This is a genomic window from Mucilaginibacter gracilis, from assembly GCF_003633615.1.
Classification (GTDB): domain Bacteria; phylum Bacteroidota; class Bacteroidia; order Sphingobacteriales; family Sphingobacteriaceae; genus Mucilaginibacter; species Mucilaginibacter gracilis.
Map to the genome: position 1 here is coordinate 2361641 of NZ_RBKU01000001.1, position 19774 is coordinate 2381414.

Annotated in this window: 18 protein-coding genes and 1 tRNA gene; 10 read left to right on the forward strand and 9 right to left on the reverse strand. The window is 40.7% G+C overall.

Annotated features, from left to right (window positions below):
- Positions 1 to 3: 3 nt before the first annotated feature.
- Complete coding sequence (locus BDD43_RS10080) at positions 4 to 1347, reverse strand: putative sensor domain DACNV-containing protein (protein ID WP_121197556.1); 1344 nt, start codon at positions 1345 to 1347, stop codon at positions 4 to 6.
- Positions 1348 to 1492: 145 nt separating this feature from the next.
- On the opposite strand from BDD43_RS10080, the gene BDD43_RS10085 reads away from it, so the two are divergent.
- The gene (locus BDD43_RS10085; protein ID WP_121201949.1) at positions 1493 to 3058 is read left to right on the forward strand and encodes a recombinase family protein; all 1566 of its coding nucleotides are present in this window, start codon (positions 1493 to 1495) and stop codon (positions 3056 to 3058) included.
- Here the strand turns inward: BDD43_RS10085 and BDD43_RS10090 are convergent.
- A tRNA-Val gene (locus BDD43_RS10090) sits at positions 3018 to 3092 on the reverse strand. The genes BDD43_RS10085 and BDD43_RS10090 overlap by 41 nt on opposite strands.
- Positions 3093 to 3296: 204 nt before the next feature.
- Here BDD43_RS10090 and BDD43_RS10095 point away from each other — a divergent pair.
- On the forward strand, positions 3297 to 3680 hold the full coding sequence (locus tag BDD43_RS10095) for a response regulator (protein ID WP_121197557.1): 384 nt from the start codon (positions 3297 to 3299) through the stop codon (positions 3678 to 3680).
- 92 nt (positions 3681 to 3772) lie between these two features.
- Here BDD43_RS10095 and recO read toward each other — a convergent pair whose 3' ends face one another.
- The gene (gene recO / locus BDD43_RS10100) at positions 3773 to 4498 is read right to left on the reverse strand and encodes a DNA repair protein RecO (RefSeq protein ID WP_121197558.1); all 726 of its coding nucleotides are present in this window, start codon (positions 4496 to 4498) and stop codon (positions 3773 to 3775) included.
- Positions 4498 to 4854, reverse strand: coding sequence for a diacylglycerol kinase family protein (locus BDD43_RS10105; protein WP_121197559.1), 357 nt, complete (start codon positions 4852 to 4854; stop codon positions 4498 to 4500). Before BDD43_RS10105 ends, recO begins: the two co-directional genes overlap by 1 nt.
- Before the next feature lie 100 nt (positions 4855 to 4954).
- On the opposite strand from BDD43_RS10105, the gene BDD43_RS10110 reads away from it, so the two are divergent.
- Positions 4955 to 7297 carry an efflux RND transporter permease subunit gene (locus BDD43_RS10110; RefSeq protein WP_121197560.1) on the forward strand — a complete coding sequence of 781 codons (2343 nt, stop codon included), beginning with the start codon at positions 4955 to 4957 and terminating at the stop codon, positions 7295 to 7297.
- Here BDD43_RS10110 and BDD43_RS29690 read toward each other — a convergent pair.
- Positions 7294 to 7497, reverse strand: a complete 204-nt coding sequence (locus BDD43_RS29690) for a hypothetical protein (RefSeq protein WP_147425604.1) — start codon at positions 7495 to 7497, stop codon at positions 7294 to 7296. The two genes, BDD43_RS10110 and BDD43_RS29690, sit on opposite strands and share 4 nt — an antisense overlap.
- Positions 7498 to 7589: 92 nt before the next feature.
- Here BDD43_RS29690 and BDD43_RS10120 point away from each other — a divergent pair, with 92 nt between their 5' ends.
- The 3 genes from BDD43_RS10120 to BDD43_RS10130 all read left to right on the forward strand — a co-directional run bounded on the left by BDD43_RS10120 (position 7590) and on the right by BDD43_RS10130 (position 9510).
- The gene (locus tag BDD43_RS10120) at positions 7590 to 8366 is read left to right on the forward strand and encodes an SDR family oxidoreductase (protein WP_121197562.1); all 777 of its coding nucleotides are present in this window, start codon (positions 7590 to 7592) and stop codon (positions 8364 to 8366) included.
- Positions 8367 to 8552: 186 nt separating this feature from the next.
- Complete coding sequence (locus tag BDD43_RS10125; RefSeq protein WP_147425605.1) at positions 8553 to 8963, forward strand: hypothetical protein; 411 nt, start codon at positions 8553 to 8555, stop codon at positions 8961 to 8963.
- Positions 8964 to 9006: 43 nt separating this feature from the next.
- On the forward strand, positions 9007 to 9510 hold the full coding sequence (locus BDD43_RS10130; protein WP_121197564.1) for a hypothetical protein: 504 nt from the start codon (positions 9007 to 9009) through the stop codon (positions 9508 to 9510).
- A gap of 9 nt (positions 9511 to 9519) precedes the next feature.
- Here BDD43_RS10130 and BDD43_RS10135 read toward each other — a convergent pair whose 3' ends face one another.
- On the reverse strand, positions 9520 to 9714 hold the full coding sequence (locus BDD43_RS10135) for a hypothetical protein (RefSeq protein ID WP_121197565.1): 195 nt from the start codon (positions 9712 to 9714) through the stop codon (positions 9520 to 9522).
- 171 nt (positions 9715 to 9885) lie between these two features.
- Complete coding sequence (locus BDD43_RS10140) at positions 9886 to 11148, reverse strand: carboxypeptidase-like regulatory domain-containing protein (RefSeq protein WP_162847023.1); 1263 nt, start codon at positions 11146 to 11148, stop codon at positions 9886 to 9888.
- Between the two features lie 282 nt (positions 11149 to 11430).
- Here BDD43_RS10140 and BDD43_RS10145 point away from each other — a divergent pair, with 282 nt between their 5' ends.
- A complete protein-coding gene (locus BDD43_RS10145) occupies positions 11431 to 11862 on the forward strand; it encodes a DoxX family protein (RefSeq protein ID WP_121201950.1) in 432 nt (143 codons plus the stop codon).
- A 31-nt stretch (positions 11863 to 11893) separates the two neighbouring features.
- Here BDD43_RS10145 and BDD43_RS10150 read toward each other — a convergent pair whose 3' ends face one another.
- Positions 11894 to 13249, reverse strand: a complete 1356-nt coding sequence (locus tag BDD43_RS10150) for a BamA/TamA family outer membrane protein (protein ID WP_246001527.1) — start codon at positions 13247 to 13249, stop codon at positions 11894 to 11896.
- Positions 13250 to 13494: 245 nt separating this feature from the next.
- On the opposite strand from BDD43_RS10150, the gene BDD43_RS10155 reads away from it, so the two are divergent.
- The 3 genes from BDD43_RS10155 to BDD43_RS10165 are packed head-to-tail and all read left to right on the forward strand — an operon-like array spanning position 13495 to position 18450.
- The gene (locus tag BDD43_RS10155; protein WP_246001528.1) at positions 13495 to 14856 is read left to right on the forward strand and encodes a sigma-54-dependent transcriptional regulator; all 1362 of its coding nucleotides are present in this window, start codon (positions 13495 to 13497) and stop codon (positions 14854 to 14856) included.
- A 21-nt stretch (positions 14857 to 14877) separates the two neighbouring features.
- Entirely contained in the window at positions 14878 to 17286 is a 2409-nt protein-coding gene (locus BDD43_RS10160; protein ID WP_121197568.1) for an ATP-binding protein, read from the forward strand.
- Positions 17287 to 17298: 12 nt separating this feature from the next.
- Positions 17299 to 18450: an FIST signal transduction protein gene (locus tag BDD43_RS10165; RefSeq protein WP_121197569.1), complete on the forward strand. Its 1152-nt coding sequence runs from the start codon at positions 17299 to 17301 to the stop codon at positions 18448 to 18450.
- Between the two features lie 76 nt (positions 18451 to 18526).
- On the opposite strand, the gene BDD43_RS10170 is transcribed toward BDD43_RS10165, so the two are convergent.
- Positions 18527 to 19738 carry an acyltransferase family protein gene (locus BDD43_RS10170; protein WP_121197570.1) on the reverse strand — a complete coding sequence of 404 codons (1212 nt, stop codon included), beginning with the start codon at positions 19736 to 19738 and terminating at the stop codon, positions 18527 to 18529.
- Positions 19739 to 19774: the final 36 nt, after the last annotated feature.

Here is a 19774-nt window from a genome sequence, read left to right on the forward strand (position 1 = left end):
ATATTACTTCCTTGGTGGCTTGGGTGGTAATGGTAGTTTAGGCATCTTATTACTTTTGATAAATTGATAGACCTTGATATTTTCCCACATCATGACCTCGCCTTCTACACATTTAATGGCCCTGATCTCCCCATCCTGAGAGACCACAAAACCAAGGCTATCTGGATGTTTATAACAATAAGCGAACATTGATTGATGTCTTGTTCCAAAATGAGAAGGGCTTATTTTCGTTATTCTTGTACCCGGTGTTGCGTTTTTATTAACACGTATATAAGGAGGCTGTTCCTTTTCTGTTATCACTGTTCCAAAACCTTTCACTTTCAAATTTGGCGACATTAATACCAGACCATCTACGCAGCTTAAGGAAGATGTAAATCTGATCGCTCCAATAAGCTCATTATAACTTTCATCAATTTCGTCTTCCGTAGCCAAATAATCGCGATGAAGTTTGATCGGCATATCACTTCCGGCCCGTCGTAAATTTCGTACTTCATCATCAAGAAATTCTTCATCCGTTATGGCCTTTAAAATGTGCATGATAGCCTGCTCGATCCTGTCGTATCCTAATTGATACTTGACATTTAAGTCCTTTTTGAAATCTTTAGTAATTAATACCGCTCCGCCGTGATGGTAATTCTTAATCTTCAATAGAATTCTGCTGATTGACTGGATGGTGTAGTCCAACACTAGCCGGTTACAAATATCAACATCACTCTCGCTCAGCTTTTCTTCGATCAACTCTTCAAAAAAACTGTGGTTATATTGTATATTCCTTTTGAGATATTCGGATATCGGGCCGATTCCAAAGACATTTGGGTAATGTTTAACTAACGAATTTTGATTCAGAGACGCAATCGGTTGATAATCCAACATGACATTTAAGATGCCTATACCATTGATCATGGTCTGAAATATTCCAGGATGAGCAGGTTTTTCTTCTCGTTCATAGTTTAGAAAACTTTGGTAATGTATCGTTTGATCGATCATGCCATTGATGAAAAGTTCACCTTGATCATTATAATAAACCGCCAAGCTTGAACTCCAGGGATCGGCAGCTTTAGATAGCTTTACCAGATTTTTTACCGTAAATTCTATCGCCGGTTTAAAAGGATAAAAAGCCCAATCATCGTAGGCTAGCACTTTACCTTTCGCGGTCGAATTATGATCGAGCAGCGTCACCGTAACTTTTATAAATTGCCCTTCTTCAGTTTGAAGACTGGTGTAATATAGTGTATTGAATATCTCCCGTAGGATTTCTTCTGAGGGTTTTGCATCCTGAATCTTCGAACGGTTGAGCTCCGAGAAAACAAAAGCAGCTAAGTCATTTGGTGTTTTAAATTCAGACATGATAAGCTTGGGTTGTTTTACAAATATTTAAATATTGTTTTAATTAAAAAATATTTAAATATTTATTAATCAACTAGAAATATTGATTCGAATTGCCCCTTCATGAATTTTTCGGTAAATTAGTTATTGTAAAAACACTATTATGATGACTGTTGCCGATCTGTATATCCGGGTGAGCACGGATGAACAAGCTGAAAAAGGTTACTCCCAGCGTAGCCAGGAAGAAGTATTAAGGAAATTCTGTGAAATCAAATATATCACGGTACGACACGTGTATTTTGAGGATCATTCCGCTAAAACTTTCAAGCGTCCTGTCTGGACTAAAGTGCTCGTCAATATCCGAAAAAGTAAGACCAAATCTGATCTGATCCTGTTTACCAAATGGGACAGGTTTAGCCGTAATGCCGGTGATGCTTACAATATGATCAATGTATTACGCCGCTTCGGCGTAGAACCCCAGGCGATAGAGCAACCTTTGGACCTGACGGTACCGGAAAATAAACTGATGCTGGCTTTTTATCTTGCAGCACCGGAGGTTGAAAATGACCGGAGATCGCTCAATGTGTTCAACGGTCAAAGAAAAGCGAGAAAAGAAGGCCGATGGGTATCGGCAGCGCCATTGGGTTATGCCAATCTATCCTATGAAAACGGACGAAAATACATTGGCCCGGTAGAACCCGCCGCATCTGCAATGAAATGGGTCTTTACCCAAATAGCCCAGGGTATGTTTACGACTGAACAGGTTTACCGCGAAGCGGTTACTAACAAAGGGCTTAAATGTGGCAGAAATAATTTATATACTTTGATCCGAAACCCAGTTTATTGTGGCAAAATAAAGGTGCCCAAACATAAAGACGAAGAAGAATACCTGGCTGACGGTCTGCATGAACCGTTGATCTCAGAAGCTATTTTTTATCGGGTTCAGGATATCCTGGACGGCAGAAAGCAAAAACCAAGAGTAGATTCGAGAAAAATCGCCGTTGGTGACCATATCCCTTTACGAGGTTTTCTCATCTGTCCTGAATGTGGCAAAATGCTGTCCGGCAGTTCCTCCAAAGGGCGCAATGGCTATTACCATTACTACCACTGTTTTAAAGGATGTCCTGTCAGGTTTAAGGTGGGTGATGTGAATACGGTTTTTGAAAAGGAGTTCGTGGAGGTTTTACCTAAAGAAAGGTACACCAAATTTTACTTGGATTGTATCCTGAAAGCTTACAAGTTGAAGCATAAAGGGGAAGACGATGCACGAAAGGAGTTAGTGGACCAAATACGTGAAGCGAACTCCAGGATCACGCAAGCCCGGGACTTACTCGTAGCTGGGAAGTTTGAGGAAGATGATTATTTAGCAACAAAAAGAGAGGCTGAACAGCTGATAATCAGACTCGAAGCTCAGATCCCGCACGTGATTAGTTCCCGGAAAAATATCGAAAGCGACCTGAGTGTGCTTATTTCGAACCAGAAAAGGGCCTGGGATATATGGAAAGGCGGAAAATCGGCTCAAATACGTATGATAATTGGTGCGTGTTATACCGAAAATATGGTGTTTTGCGATAATGGTGTTCGAACCACCCGAATTAATGATATAAACCACAATATCAGGCTGATAAACAAGGAATTAGATGTGCAAAAAAAATGGACAACCAGCGATTTAATGCGGTTGTCCACTAGGGTGGGAGCTACTGGGTTCGAACCAGTGACCCTCTGCTTGTAAGGCAGATGCTCTGAACCAGCTGAGCTAAGCTCCCGTTTGCTTTGGCGAACTTGAATTTAAATAATCTCGTTCGTTTTGGGACTGCAAATATAGAAGTGTTATGGGTTTTTGCAAAACTTTTTTTTATTTTTTTTATTGAGGTGCAACATTAAGTTTTTAAAACATTTTTTATCCTTTTGTGTATTAGTATTTTGGGGTAAATTTTAGCTGAATATATTTTTAATTTTTTTTGTTTACCATGTCGCAAAACCTACATAAACGTGTAATTATTTTTGATGATGACGAGGATATCCTTTCGATATGCACTTATATTTTGGAGGAGAAGGGCTGGGATGTACATACTTTTACCAATTGTAATAACATTTTGGACAAAGTGTCGTCAATTAGTCCGGATGTGATTTTGATGGATAACTGGATACCGGATATTGGCGGTATGCTTGCTACGCAATTATTAAAGGGCGACGAAGGAATGAAAGAGATCCCGGTGATTTACTTTTCGGCCAATAATGATATTCATACCCTGGCCGCAAATGCCGGCGCGGATAGCTATCTGGCCAAACCGTTTGATATTGATGAACTGGAAAAGGTGATAAACCGGGTAGTATTGAGTCGGGAGTTCTGAGTCTGTTGGGTTCTTTATTCACTCATAGATGTAGGCTAAAGGCTCCTGACTTAGAACTAAAGACTACCGACTCAAGACTCCCCACAGCTCCACTATCCTAATACTTCTTCCAGTATTTCGTGCGAATGCACGTAACCAAAGCCCTCTATGTGCAGGGCGTAGTACTCCAGTAGTTTGGCTATCAGGTAACGGCGTTCGTCTTTAGCTAGTTTGAGGTGCTGCATGTTCTCGAAGCTGTGTTGCAGCAGTTTGTTGAAGTTTTGGGTGTGCGGCGGCGATAGGTATAGTGTATGCTCGGGTTTATAGTGTTTAAATACCCCTTCTTTCATGTCGAAAAAGTCGGCATTAACATCAACGTTTATTTCTGGGTAGAAGCCCATGTAGCGGGTAAGTTTGAGCAGAAACAGCATGTGGAAATTGGCCAAACCCTGTTGCTGATGATCCAGCCACTCAATGGCGTGGAAAACAAAGCCGAACAAATTTTCGTCGGCGTCCTGGTGTTTTACCGCTTTATATAGTACTTCGTTTAAAAACATCACTATTGAGGTTTTAACCAGGTCATAAGCAATGGTTTGTAAAGGTGGCGCATTTTTCAGTTCGGCAATGCGCTGAATGCTGCCGGCGGGCTTGTGGTAAACTACCATATCAAGCAGGTAAAGGGGCTGTAGCATATTGCGGCTTATTTTGGCCCTTGGTTTTTTTACGCCGTTGATGATGTAGGATTGAAGTCCAAATTTCTCGGTATACACCTGCACTATTACGCTGCTTTCGCCGTAATTGGTGGTTTTAAAAACAATGCCCCGTGTTTTATGCAGCATTAAAACAATAAAATAAGCCTGGGGATAAAAATAATAAAACCTACTGCAAGGGCAAATATTGCTGTAATGGTAACGGCTGCGGCTGCAACATCTTTTACATGCCCGGCCTTGGGGTGGTAGCCCGGCGATACCATATCTGTTAAGGTTTCTATGGCGGTATTGAGCAGTTCGGCACATAGTACGGCTGTGATGCACAGCATTAGCCATAGCCATTGGCTTGTTGATACGTGCAGCCACCAGCCCAATAACAGGGCAATAGCCATTAAAACTAAATGTATACGGAAGTTAAGCTGTGTGCGATAAGCATAAGCGAGCCCTTTAAACGCATACCCAAAACTCCTCAACAGCTTTTTCATCCCAACACTAAATTAGCATATTGTTGCAATATCATTCAATAAATAGTAGTTTGCTCAAATTTCGTAGTTTTGCGCGCCGCTGCCAAATAATGTTGCGTATATGATCTGGAAAAAAATTGCGACCCTTATACTTAAAAACCGCTTAACTATTTTATTTATTGTATTGGTTTTAAGCACTTTTATGGGGTTTGAGGCCAGTAAAGTGCGGCTAACCTACAATGCCGGCAAAATATTGCCCGTTACCGATTCGGCCTATATCCATTACATGCATTTCCGTAAATTATTTGGGGAAGATGCCACGGCGATGGTTTTGGGCGTAAAATCGCCAAATTTATTCAGGAAGGATTTTTTTAACGACTGGTATCTCCTAGGCCATAATATTGGCAAAATAAAGGGCATAAGCGGCGTAGTTTCGCTTGCCAATATTTACAAGCTGCAAAAAGATACCGCACAACACCGCTTTGTTTTAAAACCCTTAATTACCCATACTTTAGCTACGCAGCAAGCGGTAGATAGTGTTAGGCAACAGGTTTACAATATGCCGTTTTACAAGGGGTTAATTTTAAGCGGCGATAAGCAATCGTCGTTAATGGCCATATCGCTGGATACCAAAATATTGAATACGCCGCAGCGCGATAAGGTTATAGCCGCCATTTTAGCGCAAATAAAACCTTTTGAGGCCAGGCAAAATATTACCGTGCATGTATCGGGGCAACCCTACATCCGTACTGTGGTAAGCAAGCTGGTATCAAACGAGTTTGTGTTGTTTTTGGGGCTTTCGCTGGGTATAACTGCTGTTATTTTGCTGTTGTTTTTCCGCTCGTTCTATCCCGTTATTTTCCCGGTAATCGTAGTGGTTTTTGGGGTGATATGGAGTTTGGGATTGTTAGTTTTAAAGGGGTATAATATTACCTTGTTAACAGGCATTATTCCGCCGCTTATTGTTATCATCGGTATACCCAACAGTATATTTTTACTCAATAAATATTACCACGAGTTTGCCCTTACCGGCGATAAAATGGCTTCGTTGCATACCGTGATAGAAAAAGTGGGTATTACCACCTTTATAGCCAACATTACCACCGCCATTGGTTTTGGCGTGCTGTGCTTTACCAACAGCCAAATATTAACCGAGTTTGGCCTTATAGCTTCGGTAAGTATTATGCTCACCTTTGTGCTTACGCTGATACTCATCCCCATTATTTTTAGTTACCTGCCCGCACCCGGCAAAAGCCAGAGCGGTATTAAAGATGGCAAGGTGATGAAGGCTTTGCTGCTCAAGGTTAATTATTTGGTACACCACCAGCGCAAGCTTATTTATGGCGGCGTTATGGTGCTGTTGCTGATAAGCGGCTACGGGCTTTCGCTTATTAACGTGAACAGTTATATTGTGGACGACCTGCCTAAAAAAAGCAGTACCCTAACCGACCTTAAATTTTTTGAATATAACTTTAAAGGCGTTTTGCCTTTAGATGTGAGTATTGATACCAAACGCAAAAACGGGTTGATGAACCTGGCCATGATACACAAGTTGGAGCGGTTGGAAAACCTCATATCGTCGTACCCGGAGTTTAGCCGGTCCATTTCGTTAACGCAGGTTTTGAAATACTCTACCCAGGCCTTTTATGGTGGCGATAGTAGTTATTACCGTTTACCTGACGATATGGAGCAAAACTTTATTTTGGGTTATGCGGCAAACTCGGGCAAGAGCAACAATATGCTGCATAATTACCTGGACAGCACCAAGCAAATTACCCGTGTAAGTTTCCAGATGGTGGATGTGGGCTCCAAAAAGCTTAACGTAATTTTTGATGGTTTAAGGCCGCGGATCGATTCGATATTCAATCCTGAAAAATATCATGTGGAGCTTACAGGCAGTAGCGTTATTTTTGTGAAGGGTGCTAACTACATGGTTAAAAACCTGTACCAAAGCCTGGGCCTCGCTATTATATTAATTGCCTTGGTGATGTGGATATTGTTTCGCGGTGTGCGCATGATAGCTATTTCTATTTTACCCAACCTTATTCCGCTTATTTTTACTGCCGGAATTATGGGTTATTTGGGTATTGCGCTAAAGCCTTCAACTATTTTGATTTTCAGTATAGCGATGGGTATATCAAGCGACCAAACCATTTACTTTTTAACCCGTTACCGCAACGAATTGCGTACCACAGGTAAAAGTATATCGCAGATAGTGGCCGACACGATTGCGGAAACGGGTATCAGCATGATTTATATTGCTACTATTTTGTTTTTTGGCTTCGGCGTATTTGCGGCCTCAACCTTTGGCGGCACGGTGGCACTGGGTATACTGCTATCGGTTACGTTACTTGTGGCCATGATATGTAACCTTACCCTGCTGCCAGCCTTCTTACTGAGCGCGGAGAAGTTTATTGATAAGCGGAAAAGCCGCGATACAGATACCCAGGCGCAGGATATTTAGTAGCGTTTTGACCGTACGGGAATCAACTGCATTTTTCGGCGGTTAAAAAACAAGGCTATAATGGCCATGCTGCCAATGCCGCAAACAAATGCCGGTGCTATTGATTTTAAAAGCGAATTATCAAACAATAAAGTAGTTACCAGGATATACAAACTTGAGCTAACTACAAAACCTAAGGTAAGAGCCAATACTTTTTTCATTGAGAGTGATTGTTTGTTATTTTTAAAGATAACGATTTTTAACACACAATCAATATTATTGCTTGTAAATATGTTATTAACTTTACTTTGATATGAATTTACACCTGCAACATCAAACAGCTTTGGTATTGGCCGCCAGCAAAGGGCTTGGCCGCGCCGTGGCAACAACATTGGCCCATGAAGGTGCCAGAGTGGTTATAGGAGCAAGAAACCAGGCGGAACTTGAACAAACCGCAGCCGAAATTATTGCCGAAACTGCTAACCCCAACATTATTGCTGTAGCGGTTGATGTTACCCAACCTTACCAGCTACAAAACATAGTTAACCAAACCGTTAAAGTATTTGGTGGCTTAAACATATTGGTGAATAACGCCGGAGGCCCGCCTTTTAACAAATTTGAAACTTTTAACGATGAGCAATGGCTTGCAGCCTTTAACCAAAACTTGTTAAGTGTGGTGCGCACCAGCAGGTTGGCTATCCCGCATATGCGGGTGGCTGGTGGAGGGCGCATTATCAATATTATCAGCGCGTCGGTTAAATCGGTAATGGCAAACTCGGTTTTGAGTACCAGTATGCGTATGGGCGTGGTTGGCATGGCTAAACTACTTGCCGACGAACTTGGCCCCGACGGTATTACCGTAAACAACGTTGCGCCAGGGCTTATCCTAACCGGCCGTATTAAAGAAACTTTGCCACCTGGTGACATAGAAGCCGCGCTTAAAGAAAAAACCGCCAATATACCCCTTGGCCGCATTGGCAAGCCCGAAGAACTGGCCGCCCTGGTTGCCTTTTTAGCATCAGCACAAGCGGCTTATATTACCGGGGCTACTATACCGGTTGATGGCGGGAGTAATAGGGGGATTTATTGAGAGAGTATTGAATAGAGGTTGAATACAATGTCCCAAAAATCTAAATTGCGAATCAATAAATTTCAAATAGTAATATTTGGTTTTATTATAATTACATGTGGATCAGTTAGTTATTATTGCTTAGAGTATAAATATAGTACATTGCTAATGTATATATTGATAATATCACTATTGATCGGGTGGTCAATGGTAGGTATAGCTTTGGCTGGAAAATATTTATTTGATAAAGATATTCCTTTTAAAACAGATAGGCTTGGCAAAATAAAGCAGCTTGTAAGAAAATGGCTGATTTCCATTTTACAAGTGAGTTTTATGTTCGGCAATGGGTATGTAGTTATAGTGGCAGAACATGCACGAGAGATGGATATTTTAAGCAATAAAAAAGTGACAGTGTCGACTACGGCCCTTGTTACGGACATTGTTGTTACCCAAGGAAGAAGCGGTTCGCATTTGCGTGCACAAATTAAATATATCGCCAATGGAAAAGTCATACTTAAAGAAACACCAAATGATGATGGGCGTTTGAAAAAGGGTAGAACTTATATCTTAAAATACTCGACAACTTATCCCGAAATATTTGACATCTATAGGAAATAAGCAACCCACCAAACACTTTCCCAATTAATTTGTCATTTAATCTATGACAAATCAACAAAAACTTCTTCCTGACAAAGAGCCTGTTTTACCTAAGGATAGCATGATTATACTGGTTGTGCATTTGGGCATGGGGCTATTTTTTGTGATGGCTTATTTTTTGCTTTACAGCAATATTGAAACTTTTAAGATGCTTATTTTGGGTTATTATACCTTGTTTAGCGTTTTCTTTTTGTTTTTTTATCAGGAGCAATTGCGGGTGAAGCGCGTTTTTTGGTTGTGGTGCGCCATAGGCTTTTTACAACTGGTAGTTTACTTTATAAACGCTAACAGCTTAATGTGGGGCAAGTGGTCCTTCGGCAATGTGCTTACTGCGCTTTGCGGCTTGCCGGTTGTGCTGGCGTTGTATCATTCGTTCAGGCGGATGTCGTTGCAACGGGAGGGGAAAGAGTTGGTAATTGGCATCCGCAAAATGTATAAACCTACCAAATGGGATATTGCTGCTACTATTACAATACCACTGGTGGCTTTGCTGGTGTGTTTGTTTTAAATCCGCAGGTTACTTCTTTTTTGGTTTTAAAATTACCGCTATCAGCCACAGGATAGAAAATAATTGTACCAGCATACCGGCACCAAAAATAGTACCCGAAACTTGTATAGGTAGCCAATGCATAATTTTGCTTGCCATGCCTAAGCCAATTAATGCGAAACTTGCTATAAAAATAATGAGGGGTTTGCGGTATGTAGAATTCATGATGCAAAGATAATTTTCGATTTTGAATTTGCATAGTTTCTGCTCAATAGCCGCAGAGGCGGTTACTTTTGGCTCTAAAAAGATAGATTAATTCAACTCTGCCCGCCATTATTTTCAATGAAGCAGTTATCAGCAAAGCCGCGTAGCGGATAAATTAGCCTGGTAAGGCAATCATTTAGCTTTCTTAATCGCCTTGTTAATTTCCTGTATCTGCTTAAAAATATCTTCGGTATTATAGTCGGATAACAAAATGTTGTAATCTTTCCAAAACTTTTCGCCCACGCTGCCATCGTAGTTGTTTATGTTTTCATTACGGCCAAGTTTTGAGCTGAACGGGGCTTTCTCCACGGTATCAACTGCGGTAACCTGGTAGTTAAATTTAACATTTGCCGGCAGATGAGTATGGGCGCTGGTGTTTTCAATTGCCAAAACATCGTTGCTTTGCATGCTTAAAAGTGCCCATTTGTTTCCAACCATTTGGTAGCTTACCTGGGCATGGTTTTTTTCCAAATCAATTTTAACGTCCCCCATCTTCATCAGCGCACGGCTAATAAAGTTCCACGAACTCAAATCGCCTAAGGCAAACGGACTCAAACCAAAGTCGAAATGGATAAATGCATAGGTTTTAGTTTCAATGTATATGCTGCCACGAAAAGTGCCTTCCAATTCGGGCGTTTTTTCTTTAAAATCAATTTGGTATGCTTCATAACCTTTAAAATCAACAATGCCTTTTACCTCAAACCGGTGTTTGGTTAAACCTTCGTTGTTTAAAAAGCCACAGGCGTTAATATGGTTAATAATGTCATCCTCAAAAACCGAATTAGGTTTTTGCCCCAATTCTACCGCATTAAAATCACGTTCATTTTTTTCGTTCCGGGCCTTTATCAGTTTAAACAAGTCGGCATGTTTATCGGCATAACCAAAGTTGTAAACATCAAAAACAGCTTCCGATAGTTGCAGGGGCGCCTGCCCGCTGTAAGTATACATGCGGTAAAAGCCGCGTAATATATGCGGGTGATTGATGTAGTTATCGGGTATGCGGCTTATCGCTTTTTCAATAATTTTTACGGCGTCGTAATACGCAATAGTTACCTCTTTAAGTTCGGTATTGTTGTTTTCGAGGGCTAGGTTTAGTTCGGCTTTGTTTGTTAGGCTGGCAATGGGCAGTTGTTTGGTTTTAAAGCCAACGCACGATATTTTAAGGGTATCGCCCAGGTTATTTGCCGGTATAATTAAAACAAACATACCCGCGGCATTGGTAGCCGTGCCAACACCTTTACGGCTAATGCTGATGCTTGCCTGTACAATAGGGTGCCCATCGTTTAAAGCCGTTACTTTGCCGCTAATACTAATGCTGCCCGGTTGTGCAAAAGCCCGACAAGCCAGTATGGTTAATATTAACGTAAAAAATAAATGGCGTACAAGTTTAATCATGTGCAATAATTGTTTTGTTGATGAGTGCCGCATACGCTTGATATAAAGGTAGGTGTATGCGGTGTTGTTAAACGATGCCTGCCAAATTTGATTGTGTTAACTCATTGAATTTAATAACCAAACCACGCAAATGTTACATTGCGGATTTTAATGATACTGCTTTTTTGCATACGTAAGCTATATTTATATTGGCAGCAATTTATTAAAAGCATAGGTAACAAAAATACCCGGGCACCTAAATGGAATAGTATTTGCATGTATGGTAATATAAAACAGAAAGTTGTGAAAACAGAAAATATAAAAACAGCCGCAAGGATACTTTTAGGAGCAAATTTAATATTTGCAGGTATAAGCCATTTAACCTTTGCACGTAAAGCATTTAAAGCACAAGTGCCCGATTGGGTGCCATTAAAAAAAGACGATACTGTAGTGTACTCTGGCATAGCCGAAATAGCGTTAGGTACTGCCCTGGTGCTCACTCCCGATAAGCATAAGGCTACAGTAGGTAAAATAGCAGGTGCTTTTTTTACGGCAGTTTTCCCTGGTAATATTGCTCAATATACGCAGCACCGCAGCGCATTTGGTTTAGATACCGACGAAAAACGATTTGTACGCTTGCTGTTTCAGCCGGCTTTAGTTTACTGGGCCATAAAAAGCACCAGCAATGAGGATAAAAGGTTTTCGGTTAAAAAATTACTTCGCTTTAGGCGTTAATGCAGCCAGCGCAATTTAGCTGTTGGTTAGCTTAAAAGCTTTCGTTTAAATTTAAAAAGAAGCCCTGGTTGCCAAATTTGCCAAAGGCATAATCGAGTGCAAGGTTTGTGCGGGTTGCTTTATTAAACAATACGCGCAAACCGGCACCGTAACCCGGTTGAAATACCTGGAATAACTTGGTTCCCTGCTCGTCGTTAGCACTTTGCATGCTTGCAAAGGCAACGCCGCTAATAAACTTGTTGGCTAATATAGGGAACCTAAATTCGGCTTCGGTATCGTTAAATTGTGTGCCTTTAAAATATTGTGCTGTATAGCCCCGGCCGCTTTTAAAGGCACCATCGCGTGCTGTGCCGGGCAGTTCAAGGTAAGGTATATCGCCGTCAACCAGGTACGATCCCCAGTTCCAAAACGCCAGTACGGTTTCGGGTAAAACATCCGATAGGCTAAAATATTTTCTAAAGTCGGTAGTAACCTGAACCGAATTTTTTGTACTTCCTACCCAGGTTTGATTAATCCTTACGCCTGCGTCAAAATAAATTCCTTTGTAAGCGCGGTTTGGGTTATCGCGCGTGGTGTATTCTATATTGAACAAAAAGCCATTGGCCGAGTAATGGTCCTGCGGGAAACCGTGCCTGTTATTATACACGCTGGATGGCGTTGCATTATTAACGGTGTCTTTATTAGTAATATCGCGCCGTACTTCAAACGACATGCCTGCACCTACAAACAAATTCTTATCTATCCTTTTATAAGCCTTTTCCCTAAAGTTAAAGTAGTACGAGTGTACCGAATATACCTGTCGCTTAGGGTCGGCCAGTATGTTGTCTGTGGCGCTGCCGCCGCTCACTTGCTTATTGATGCCCAGGCCGTAATCGGGCGTTACAGTTTTCGAAACCACAATATTACCCTGAAAATTCCAGGTATTACCGGGTGTAAATATGTTATGATTGATGTAAAAATAAATAATGCCCTTAGTAGTGATAGAAGCTGATGTGGCGGCAACCGAGAGCAGCGTATTAGGGTCGCCGCCCAGGCGTTTCCCGGCAACGGCTTTAATGCCCAATTGTTCGCCAATGGTTGGGTTGGCGGCAATGTTTGGCACTATGGTAATGCCCGATCCTTTATGCAGTGTATCGGCCTGTTTTTTAGGGTGTAAAATATTACGGGTTAAATCGCCAAAATCATACTGCTTATTCAGGTTCTCTTTAACCTTGTTATGTTTTGTGGTTTTAATCAGCAGCGAATCCGCTTTGAGCGAATCAATTGGTGCGCCAACCTGGCTATAGGTAAAAAGCGGGACGAAAGTAAAAAATAGCAAAAGCAATTTTAAAACAACAGGCTTTTGCAGGGCCGGGCTAAACTGCTGAGGTAAATTATAAAAGTTCAATTTTAATAATTTATAGAGTTGTGTAGTTTAAAACTACCTGTTAAACCCATCGGGGAGTTAAATGTTTTGTATCTAATTTGTTATGAAAGGCCAACCTTACCTTTGTACCAACTTGTTTGGTGTTTTATTTTAAGCGGCCTGCTTTATTGAAAAGTATTTTAGGTTTTTTTGATAACTTTAAATGTTTATTTACGTACCAATTAATTAGGATTTAAAGCCCCTTTTTAAATCTAAAACTATTAGGTGTGATTAATTCTGACATGAACGAGTACAATATATTTATAGTAGAAGACGACCCCTGGTATGGCGAAATACTTGAATACCATTTAAGCCTTAATCCGGATTATAGGCTAACCCGTTTTACCACCGCCAAAGAGTGCCTTGATAAAATGTATCTGCAGCCCGATTTGATAACGGTTGATTTTTCGTTACCGGATATGGCGGGCGATAAGTTGTACCAAAAAATACGCGAAGTCAATTCGCAGGTGCCGGTAATTGTTATCAGTTCGCAAGATAAAATTGCTGTTGCGGTTGATTTGCTTAAAAACGGCGTGAGCGATTACCTTGTGAAAGATAGCGCAACCAAAGATTTGCTGTGGAACAGTATTATCAGAATAAAAGAGAACCAAAATTTAAAAAAGGAAGTTGAGGTTTTAAAGGAAGAACTGGGGCAAAAGTTTTCTTTCGAAAAAACGATAATCGGGCAAAGCGGAACCTTAAAAAAGGTTTTTGCCATGATGGATAAGGCATCTAAAACCAACATCAATATATCAATAACCGGCGAAACCGGTACAGGTAAAGAAGTTGTTGCCAAAGCCGTGCATTACAACAGCGACAGGAAGAAAAAGCCATTTGTGCCCGTAAACATGGCCGCAATACCCCGCGAACTAATAGAAAGCGAACTATTTGGGCACGAAAAAGGAGCTTTTACGGGAGCAGTGGCCCGCAAATCGGGCTGTTTTGAAAACGCTAACGGCGGCACTATTTTTTTGGATGAAATTGCCGAACTGGATTTAAGCTTGCAAAGTAAGCTACTGCGGGTATTGCAGGAGCGGGAAGTGGTACGCGTGGGCGGTAACGAAAAAGTTAAGCTTGATGTACGCGTTATTGTAGCCACCCACAAGCATTTGGCCGATGAGATAAAAAGGGGGAATTTTAGAGAAGACCTTTATTACCGCATTATGGGCCTGCCTATTGAGTTGCCGCCTTTGCGCGATAGGGGTAACGATGTATTAATTTTGGCACGGCACTTTGCCGACGATTTTGCCAAACAAAATAAGCTGGGCTCAATAACCATATCAAAGGAGGCTAAAACCAAGCTTTTACGCTACCAGTTTCCGGGGAATGTGCGCGAACTCAAAGCAATAATTGAACTGGCGGTAGTGATGTGTAATGATAACGAGATTACAGCAAACGAGATCAACATCAACGTAGTTAAGCGTGATGACGGAATTGTGATGGAAGACAAAACTTTAAGGGAATACACCTGCGAAATTGTTAAATATTACCTGAAAAAGAACAACGACGATGTTTTGCTTACTGCCAGGATATTAGATATTGGTAAAAGCACTATTTATAAAATGATACAAGCCGGCGAACTTGCTTGATAAAAAATAAGGACAGAAAAGATGATTAGACATGGGTTATTGCTTGAAGATGAACAGTTTAATCGCCTGTTTCCGTTTTATATACTTATTGGTGACGGCTTAATTGTTATAGCGTGTGGCAGTACAGTAAAAAAACTATGTCCGGATTTGTTTAATGAATCTTTTCTGGATTATGTGGCTATTGCTAACCCCCGGCATAAAGTAACCGATTTTAACTCCTTAAAAGCTATATGTAACCAGTTGGTTGTGTTAACCATACGGCAAACAACAATTAGGGGCCAGTTTGAGTTTTTAAAAGCCGATAATACTATTTTGTTTGTGGGCTCGCCCTGGGTTGATTCGGTTGAAAAGATGAGCAACTTTAGCCTCACAGCCGGCGATTTTGCTCATCACGATCAAACCATAGCGTACTTGCAACTATTAGAAAATAAGGCACAGCATAACGCAGAAGCGTTTACTGGCTTTATGATGAATGTAACCGAAAGAAAGGAAATTGAAGATAAGCTGCGCACTAACGAAGAAAAGTACCGCAATATTATTGCTAACATGAACCTTGGTTTATTGGAGGTTGATAATTACGAAATTATAACATACGCCAACTATAGCTTTTGCAAAATGAGCGGTTACAGCTTAGATGAATTAATGGGTAAAAAAGCCAGCAGCCTATTAGCAACCAGGGAAGAAGATACCGATTTATTGAAGGATAAAAACAATTTAAGGCAAAGGGGCGTGGCCGATGCCTACGAGATATCTGTAACAGACAAAAAAGGAAACTTAAAATGGTGGCTAATAAGCGGTGCGCCGCGTTATAATGATAACAACCAATTAGTTGGTTCGTTGGGTATTCACCTGGATATTACCAAGCAAAAAAAGCTGGAAGGCGAGTTGATAAGGGCAAAGATACAAGCCGAGCAATTGGGTAAAACAAAGGAGAATTTTTTAGCCAATATGAGTCACGAAATTCGTACACCTATGAATGCCATCATGGGCATGAGCAGCCAGTTGTCAAAAACCGACCTAACCAGTCAGCAAAAATTTTATCTTGATATTATTCATTCCGCGTCAGACAATTTATTGGTTATTATAAATGATATTCTCGATCTGTCTAAAATCGAAGCCGGTAAACTCACGTTCGAAAGCATTGGTTTTGAGCTGAAAGAAGTTGCAAGCCGTGCTATACAGGTTATTATTCATAAGGCCGAAGAAAAGGGTATTAAGATAGACGACTTTTATTTCGACCCCAATATATCGCCCGTTTTAATTGGCGACCCTTACCGGTTAAACCAGGTGTTTTTAAATTTGATAAGCAACGCTATTAAATTTACCGACGAAGGTTCGGTTACCCTAAGTTTTACCTTATTAAACGACAGCGAAGCCAGCCAACTGATAAAAGTAGAGATTGCCGACACGGGTATTGGTATGGACCAGAACTTTGTTGACCACCTGTTTGATAAATTTAGTCAGGAATATGAATCTGTAAGCCGCACTTATGGCGGTACCGGCCTGGGTATGAGTATTTGTAAACAGTTGATTGAGTTAATGGGCGGTACAATATCCGCAACCAGCCAAAAAGGCCAAGGCACAACTATAGCCTTTATGGTAACCTTTAAAAAGGGCAATTTTACCGACCTGCCTAAAACCGAAGCTTTTAATTTAAGTAAAACGTTTTTAACAGGCAAAAAGGTTTTGGTTGTTGATGATAACGAAATGAACCGCCTTGTAGCCCTTATTTGCCTGCAAAATTATGGTGCCGAAGTAATTGAGGCAGCAAACGGAGAGCAGGCTATTGAAGCTTTAAAATGGCAAAATGTTGAAGTTGTGCTTATGGATATCCAAATGCCGGGCATTAACGGGTTCGACACCACCAAAATCATCCGGGACACCGGCAATAATATACCCATAATTGGCCTTACCGCCAATGCTATTAAAGGCGAAAGCGAAAAATGCATTAATGCCGGTATGAATGATTATATAGCCAAGCCCTTTAAAGAGGCCGACTTGCTAAGAAAGATTGCTAAATGGTTACGTGCCAATTTAGCTAATACAGCCAAGCCCGAAAACGAAGCGGATGAGTTACCGAGCGCGGGACCTTTGTATGATTTATCGGCACTTAAAGCCATTAGCCGTGGTAATGATACTTTTATTTACAAAATGGTTAGCATATTTAGCGAACAAGCCCCACAAATGGTGCAAGAGATGTTTGATGCTTATCGCGATAACAACTTAAAACTTTTAGGTGCCGTTGCCCACAAAATAAAGCCCAGTTTAGATAACTTAAATATCACCTCGCTGGCCGAAATAATTAGAACTATTGAAAGAGCCGATAAAGAAGTGCTGCCAAACCCCAATATGCCTGCCATGCTAAAAAAAGTAAGCGACACGGTTGCGAAGGTGATAGCTATGATGAACTTAGAATATCCGTCTCATTAAAGCAATTTGTATATGAAAATTAAGCAACAACTTTATAAAGATGGCCAATTTACCACAAACCAGGCGAGCGATAACCTTACCGGAGAGGGCGCAACGCTGGTATTGGCCTTTGGAGAAAAATATGTGTTGGTTAATGATGATGTATATGGTGTACTTAAAAAAGACAACCCACAGGCCGATATTGTATTATGTTCAACCGCGGGCGAAATTTATGACGAATCGGTATTTGATCATACGGTATCGGTAGTGATAATAGAGTTTGAAAAAACCAGGGTAAAAACCATAAGCGTTGATATTAAACAAATGCCTTCGAGCTTTGATGCCGGCCAGGTTTTGTTTGATGAATTAAATAATGTTGGCCTCGCCTATATCATGGTAATTTCAGACGGGGGGTTGGTAAACGGGAGCGAACTGGTTAGAGGCATCGAAAGTTTAAATATTAACAACATCCCCATAACGGGTGGCCTTGCAGGCGATGCCGATAAGTTTAATTATACCGTTGTAGGTTGTAACGCAATACCCGAAACAGGAAAAATTGTAGCTATTGGTTTTTATGGCGATGATTTGCAAATAGGCCACGGCTCGTTTGGTGGCTGGGATATTTTTGGCCCCGAAAAAAAGGTAACCCGGTCGGTTGAAAACCGTCTTTACGAAATTGACAACAAAAGTGCGCTCGAATTATACAAACAATACCTGGGCAAATATGCCGAGGAGTTGCCTGGTTCGGCATTGTTATTTCCGTTATATGTTCGTCCGGAGGGGGGCATTAATTCGGTTGTACGTACCATTTTATCTATCGATAATGATGAGCAAAGCATGGTTTTTGCTGGCGATATACCACAGGGATCGTACATTAGGTTTATGAAGGCCAATTTTGATAAACTTATTGATGCGGCCAGCCATGCGGCAGGCAACACGTTAACCCAGTTTCCGGAGCATAACGAGGCAAAGCCCAAACTTGCGCTATTGATAAGTTGTGTTGGCCGCAAGCTGATTTTAGGAAAACGCATTGAAGAAGAAATTGAGGCCATAAGGGAAACTTTTGGCAAAAGCACGCTTTTAACGGGCTTTTATTCGTATGGCGAAATATCGCCTTTAAACTCAAGGGCCAAGTGCGAGCTACACAATCAAACCATGACCATTACAACCTTTAACGAAGACTAGTATTATACCACAAATTAATACAGGGACAGCTAAAAAAAAGGTTAATTGTAGAATATCTTAAATAATTGGTAGTTTATTAAGTAATTACAAGTTGCCTGCGTTTCCCCAAAAGCAAAATTGTTATTAAGTAAGTAACGCTTAAAACAAATATAAAGGCTATAATTTCGGCAACTAAAAGGTTGCTAATGCTGGGGTTGATATTGTAATTGCTAAAAAAACTGTGGTAAAGCTCCGTTATGCCGTATATAACCATATTGTGCAATAGGTATATGCCGTAAACGGTTTTACGCGGATCTAATTTGTTAATCAGGTTTATTTTACCAAGTTTAAATAGGCAGGCAAAAGCAAGCAGTGAGTTAAAAATATTAGTAATCCTGATTGAGGCGTATGGGTCTGCGCAGCCAATTTTGGATAAGTTTATCCCTTCCCGGCAGGCAAATATAAACGAAATGGCAAAGGCCAAAATAAAATAGCCCCATGAGGTGTTTTCTAAAAAAGCAATAAAACGGGTATAGTTTTTACTGATTATTATGCCAAGCCACATAAAAAAGGCATAACCTAAAAAAGCCTTAGTATGGTAAGCCGATACCCACCCGTAGTGCAAATTTACACAATAAAATGCCGTAATTAATGCTAACGATAGGCCAAGCCATGCCTTATTAAGGTGCTTTTTTAAGGCAATTAACAATACCGCCGAAATTAGATACACTATAATAAACCAGTAGGCAAAGTAAAAAATAGCGGTGCGTAAAATAATAAAGTTGATATTTAGGGCCTCTTTATAATGGTGTTGGGCTAATGCTGTTTTTAACGAGGCGTCGTTAGAAAGGTTTAGTAAACCAAATAAAAGCACAACTACAAACCATGGTATTATTGTTGACCGCAACCTGAGTTTTAAAAAGCTAAGCGGAGTATAACTATCAATTTTGGATTCCATTAAAAAACCGGATATCAGGAAGAAAATAATAGTACCTATTTTACCCAATTGTAAAATAACCGATTGGATAAAAATATCGTCTATATTATGGAAAACTCTTTGTTCGCAACCCAGGTTACAATGGCCCCAAACGATAGAACACATTGCTATAAACCTAATGGTATCAATTACCAAATAGTTTTTTTTTACCCCGGCACCTTCAACAGCACCACTGTTGGCAATAACAGGAGGACGGAACTTGCTTTGGCCCATAATCCATTGCGTACCATGATAGGTATATCTTAATGAATTAAGATGTGCTGATAACCGTGGTTGGGTATTAGCTTTTAATAAACGCAGAGGTAGTAGCATCGATGAATTAGCATTAAGCTCACACAATACCGTTGA

Coding starts and splice junctions, on each gene's coding strand:
- BDD43_RS10125 (WP_147425605.1), top strand. CDS start 8,553: ATGGTAGGTATAGCTTTGGCTGGAAAATATTTATTTGATAAAGATATT.
- BDD43_RS10110 (WP_121197560.1), top strand. CDS start 4,955: ATGATCTGGAAAAAAATTGCGACCCTTATACTTAAAAACCGCTTAACT.
- BDD43_RS10130 (WP_121197564.1), top strand. CDS start 9,007: ATGACAAATCAACAAAAACTTCTTCCTGACAAAGAGCCTGTTTTACCT.
- BDD43_RS10105 (WP_121197559.1), bottom strand. CDS start 4,854: ATGAAAAAGCTGTTGAGGAGTTTTGGGTATGCGTTTAAAGGGCTCGCT.
- BDD43_RS10080 (WP_121197556.1), bottom strand. CDS start 1,347: ATGTCTGAATTTAAAACACCAAATGACTTAGCTGCTTTTGTTTTCTCG.
- BDD43_RS10170 (WP_121197570.1), bottom strand. CDS start 19,738: ATGCTACTACCTCTGCGTTTATTAAAAGCTAATACCCAACCACGGTTA.
- BDD43_RS10095 (WP_121197557.1), top strand. CDS start 3,297: ATGTCGCAAAACCTACATAAACGTGTAATTATTTTTGATGATGACGAG.
- BDD43_RS29690 (WP_147425604.1), bottom strand. CDS start 7,497: ATGAAAAAAGTATTGGCTCTTACCTTAGGTTTTGTAGTTAGCTCAAGT.
- recO (WP_121197558.1), bottom strand. CDS start 4,498: ATGCTGCATAAAACACGGGGCATTGTTTTTAAAACCACCAATTACGGC.
- BDD43_RS10160 (WP_121197568.1), top strand. CDS start 14,878: ATGATTAGACATGGGTTATTGCTTGAAGATGAACAGTTTAATCGCCTG.
- BDD43_RS10120 (WP_121197562.1), top strand. CDS start 7,590: ATGAATTTACACCTGCAACATCAAACAGCTTTGGTATTGGCCGCCAGC.
- BDD43_RS10140 (WP_162847023.1), bottom strand. CDS start 11,148: ATGATTAAACTTGTACGCCATTTATTTTTTACGTTAATATTAACCATA.
- BDD43_RS10165 (WP_121197569.1), top strand. CDS start 17,299: ATGAAAATTAAGCAACAACTTTATAAAGATGGCCAATTTACCACAAAC.
- BDD43_RS10085 (WP_121201949.1), top strand. CDS start 1,493: ATGACTGTTGCCGATCTGTATATCCGGGTGAGCACGGATGAACAAGCT.
- BDD43_RS10135 (WP_121197565.1), bottom strand. CDS start 9,714: ATGAATTCTACATACCGCAAACCCCTCATTATTTTTATAGCAAGTTTC.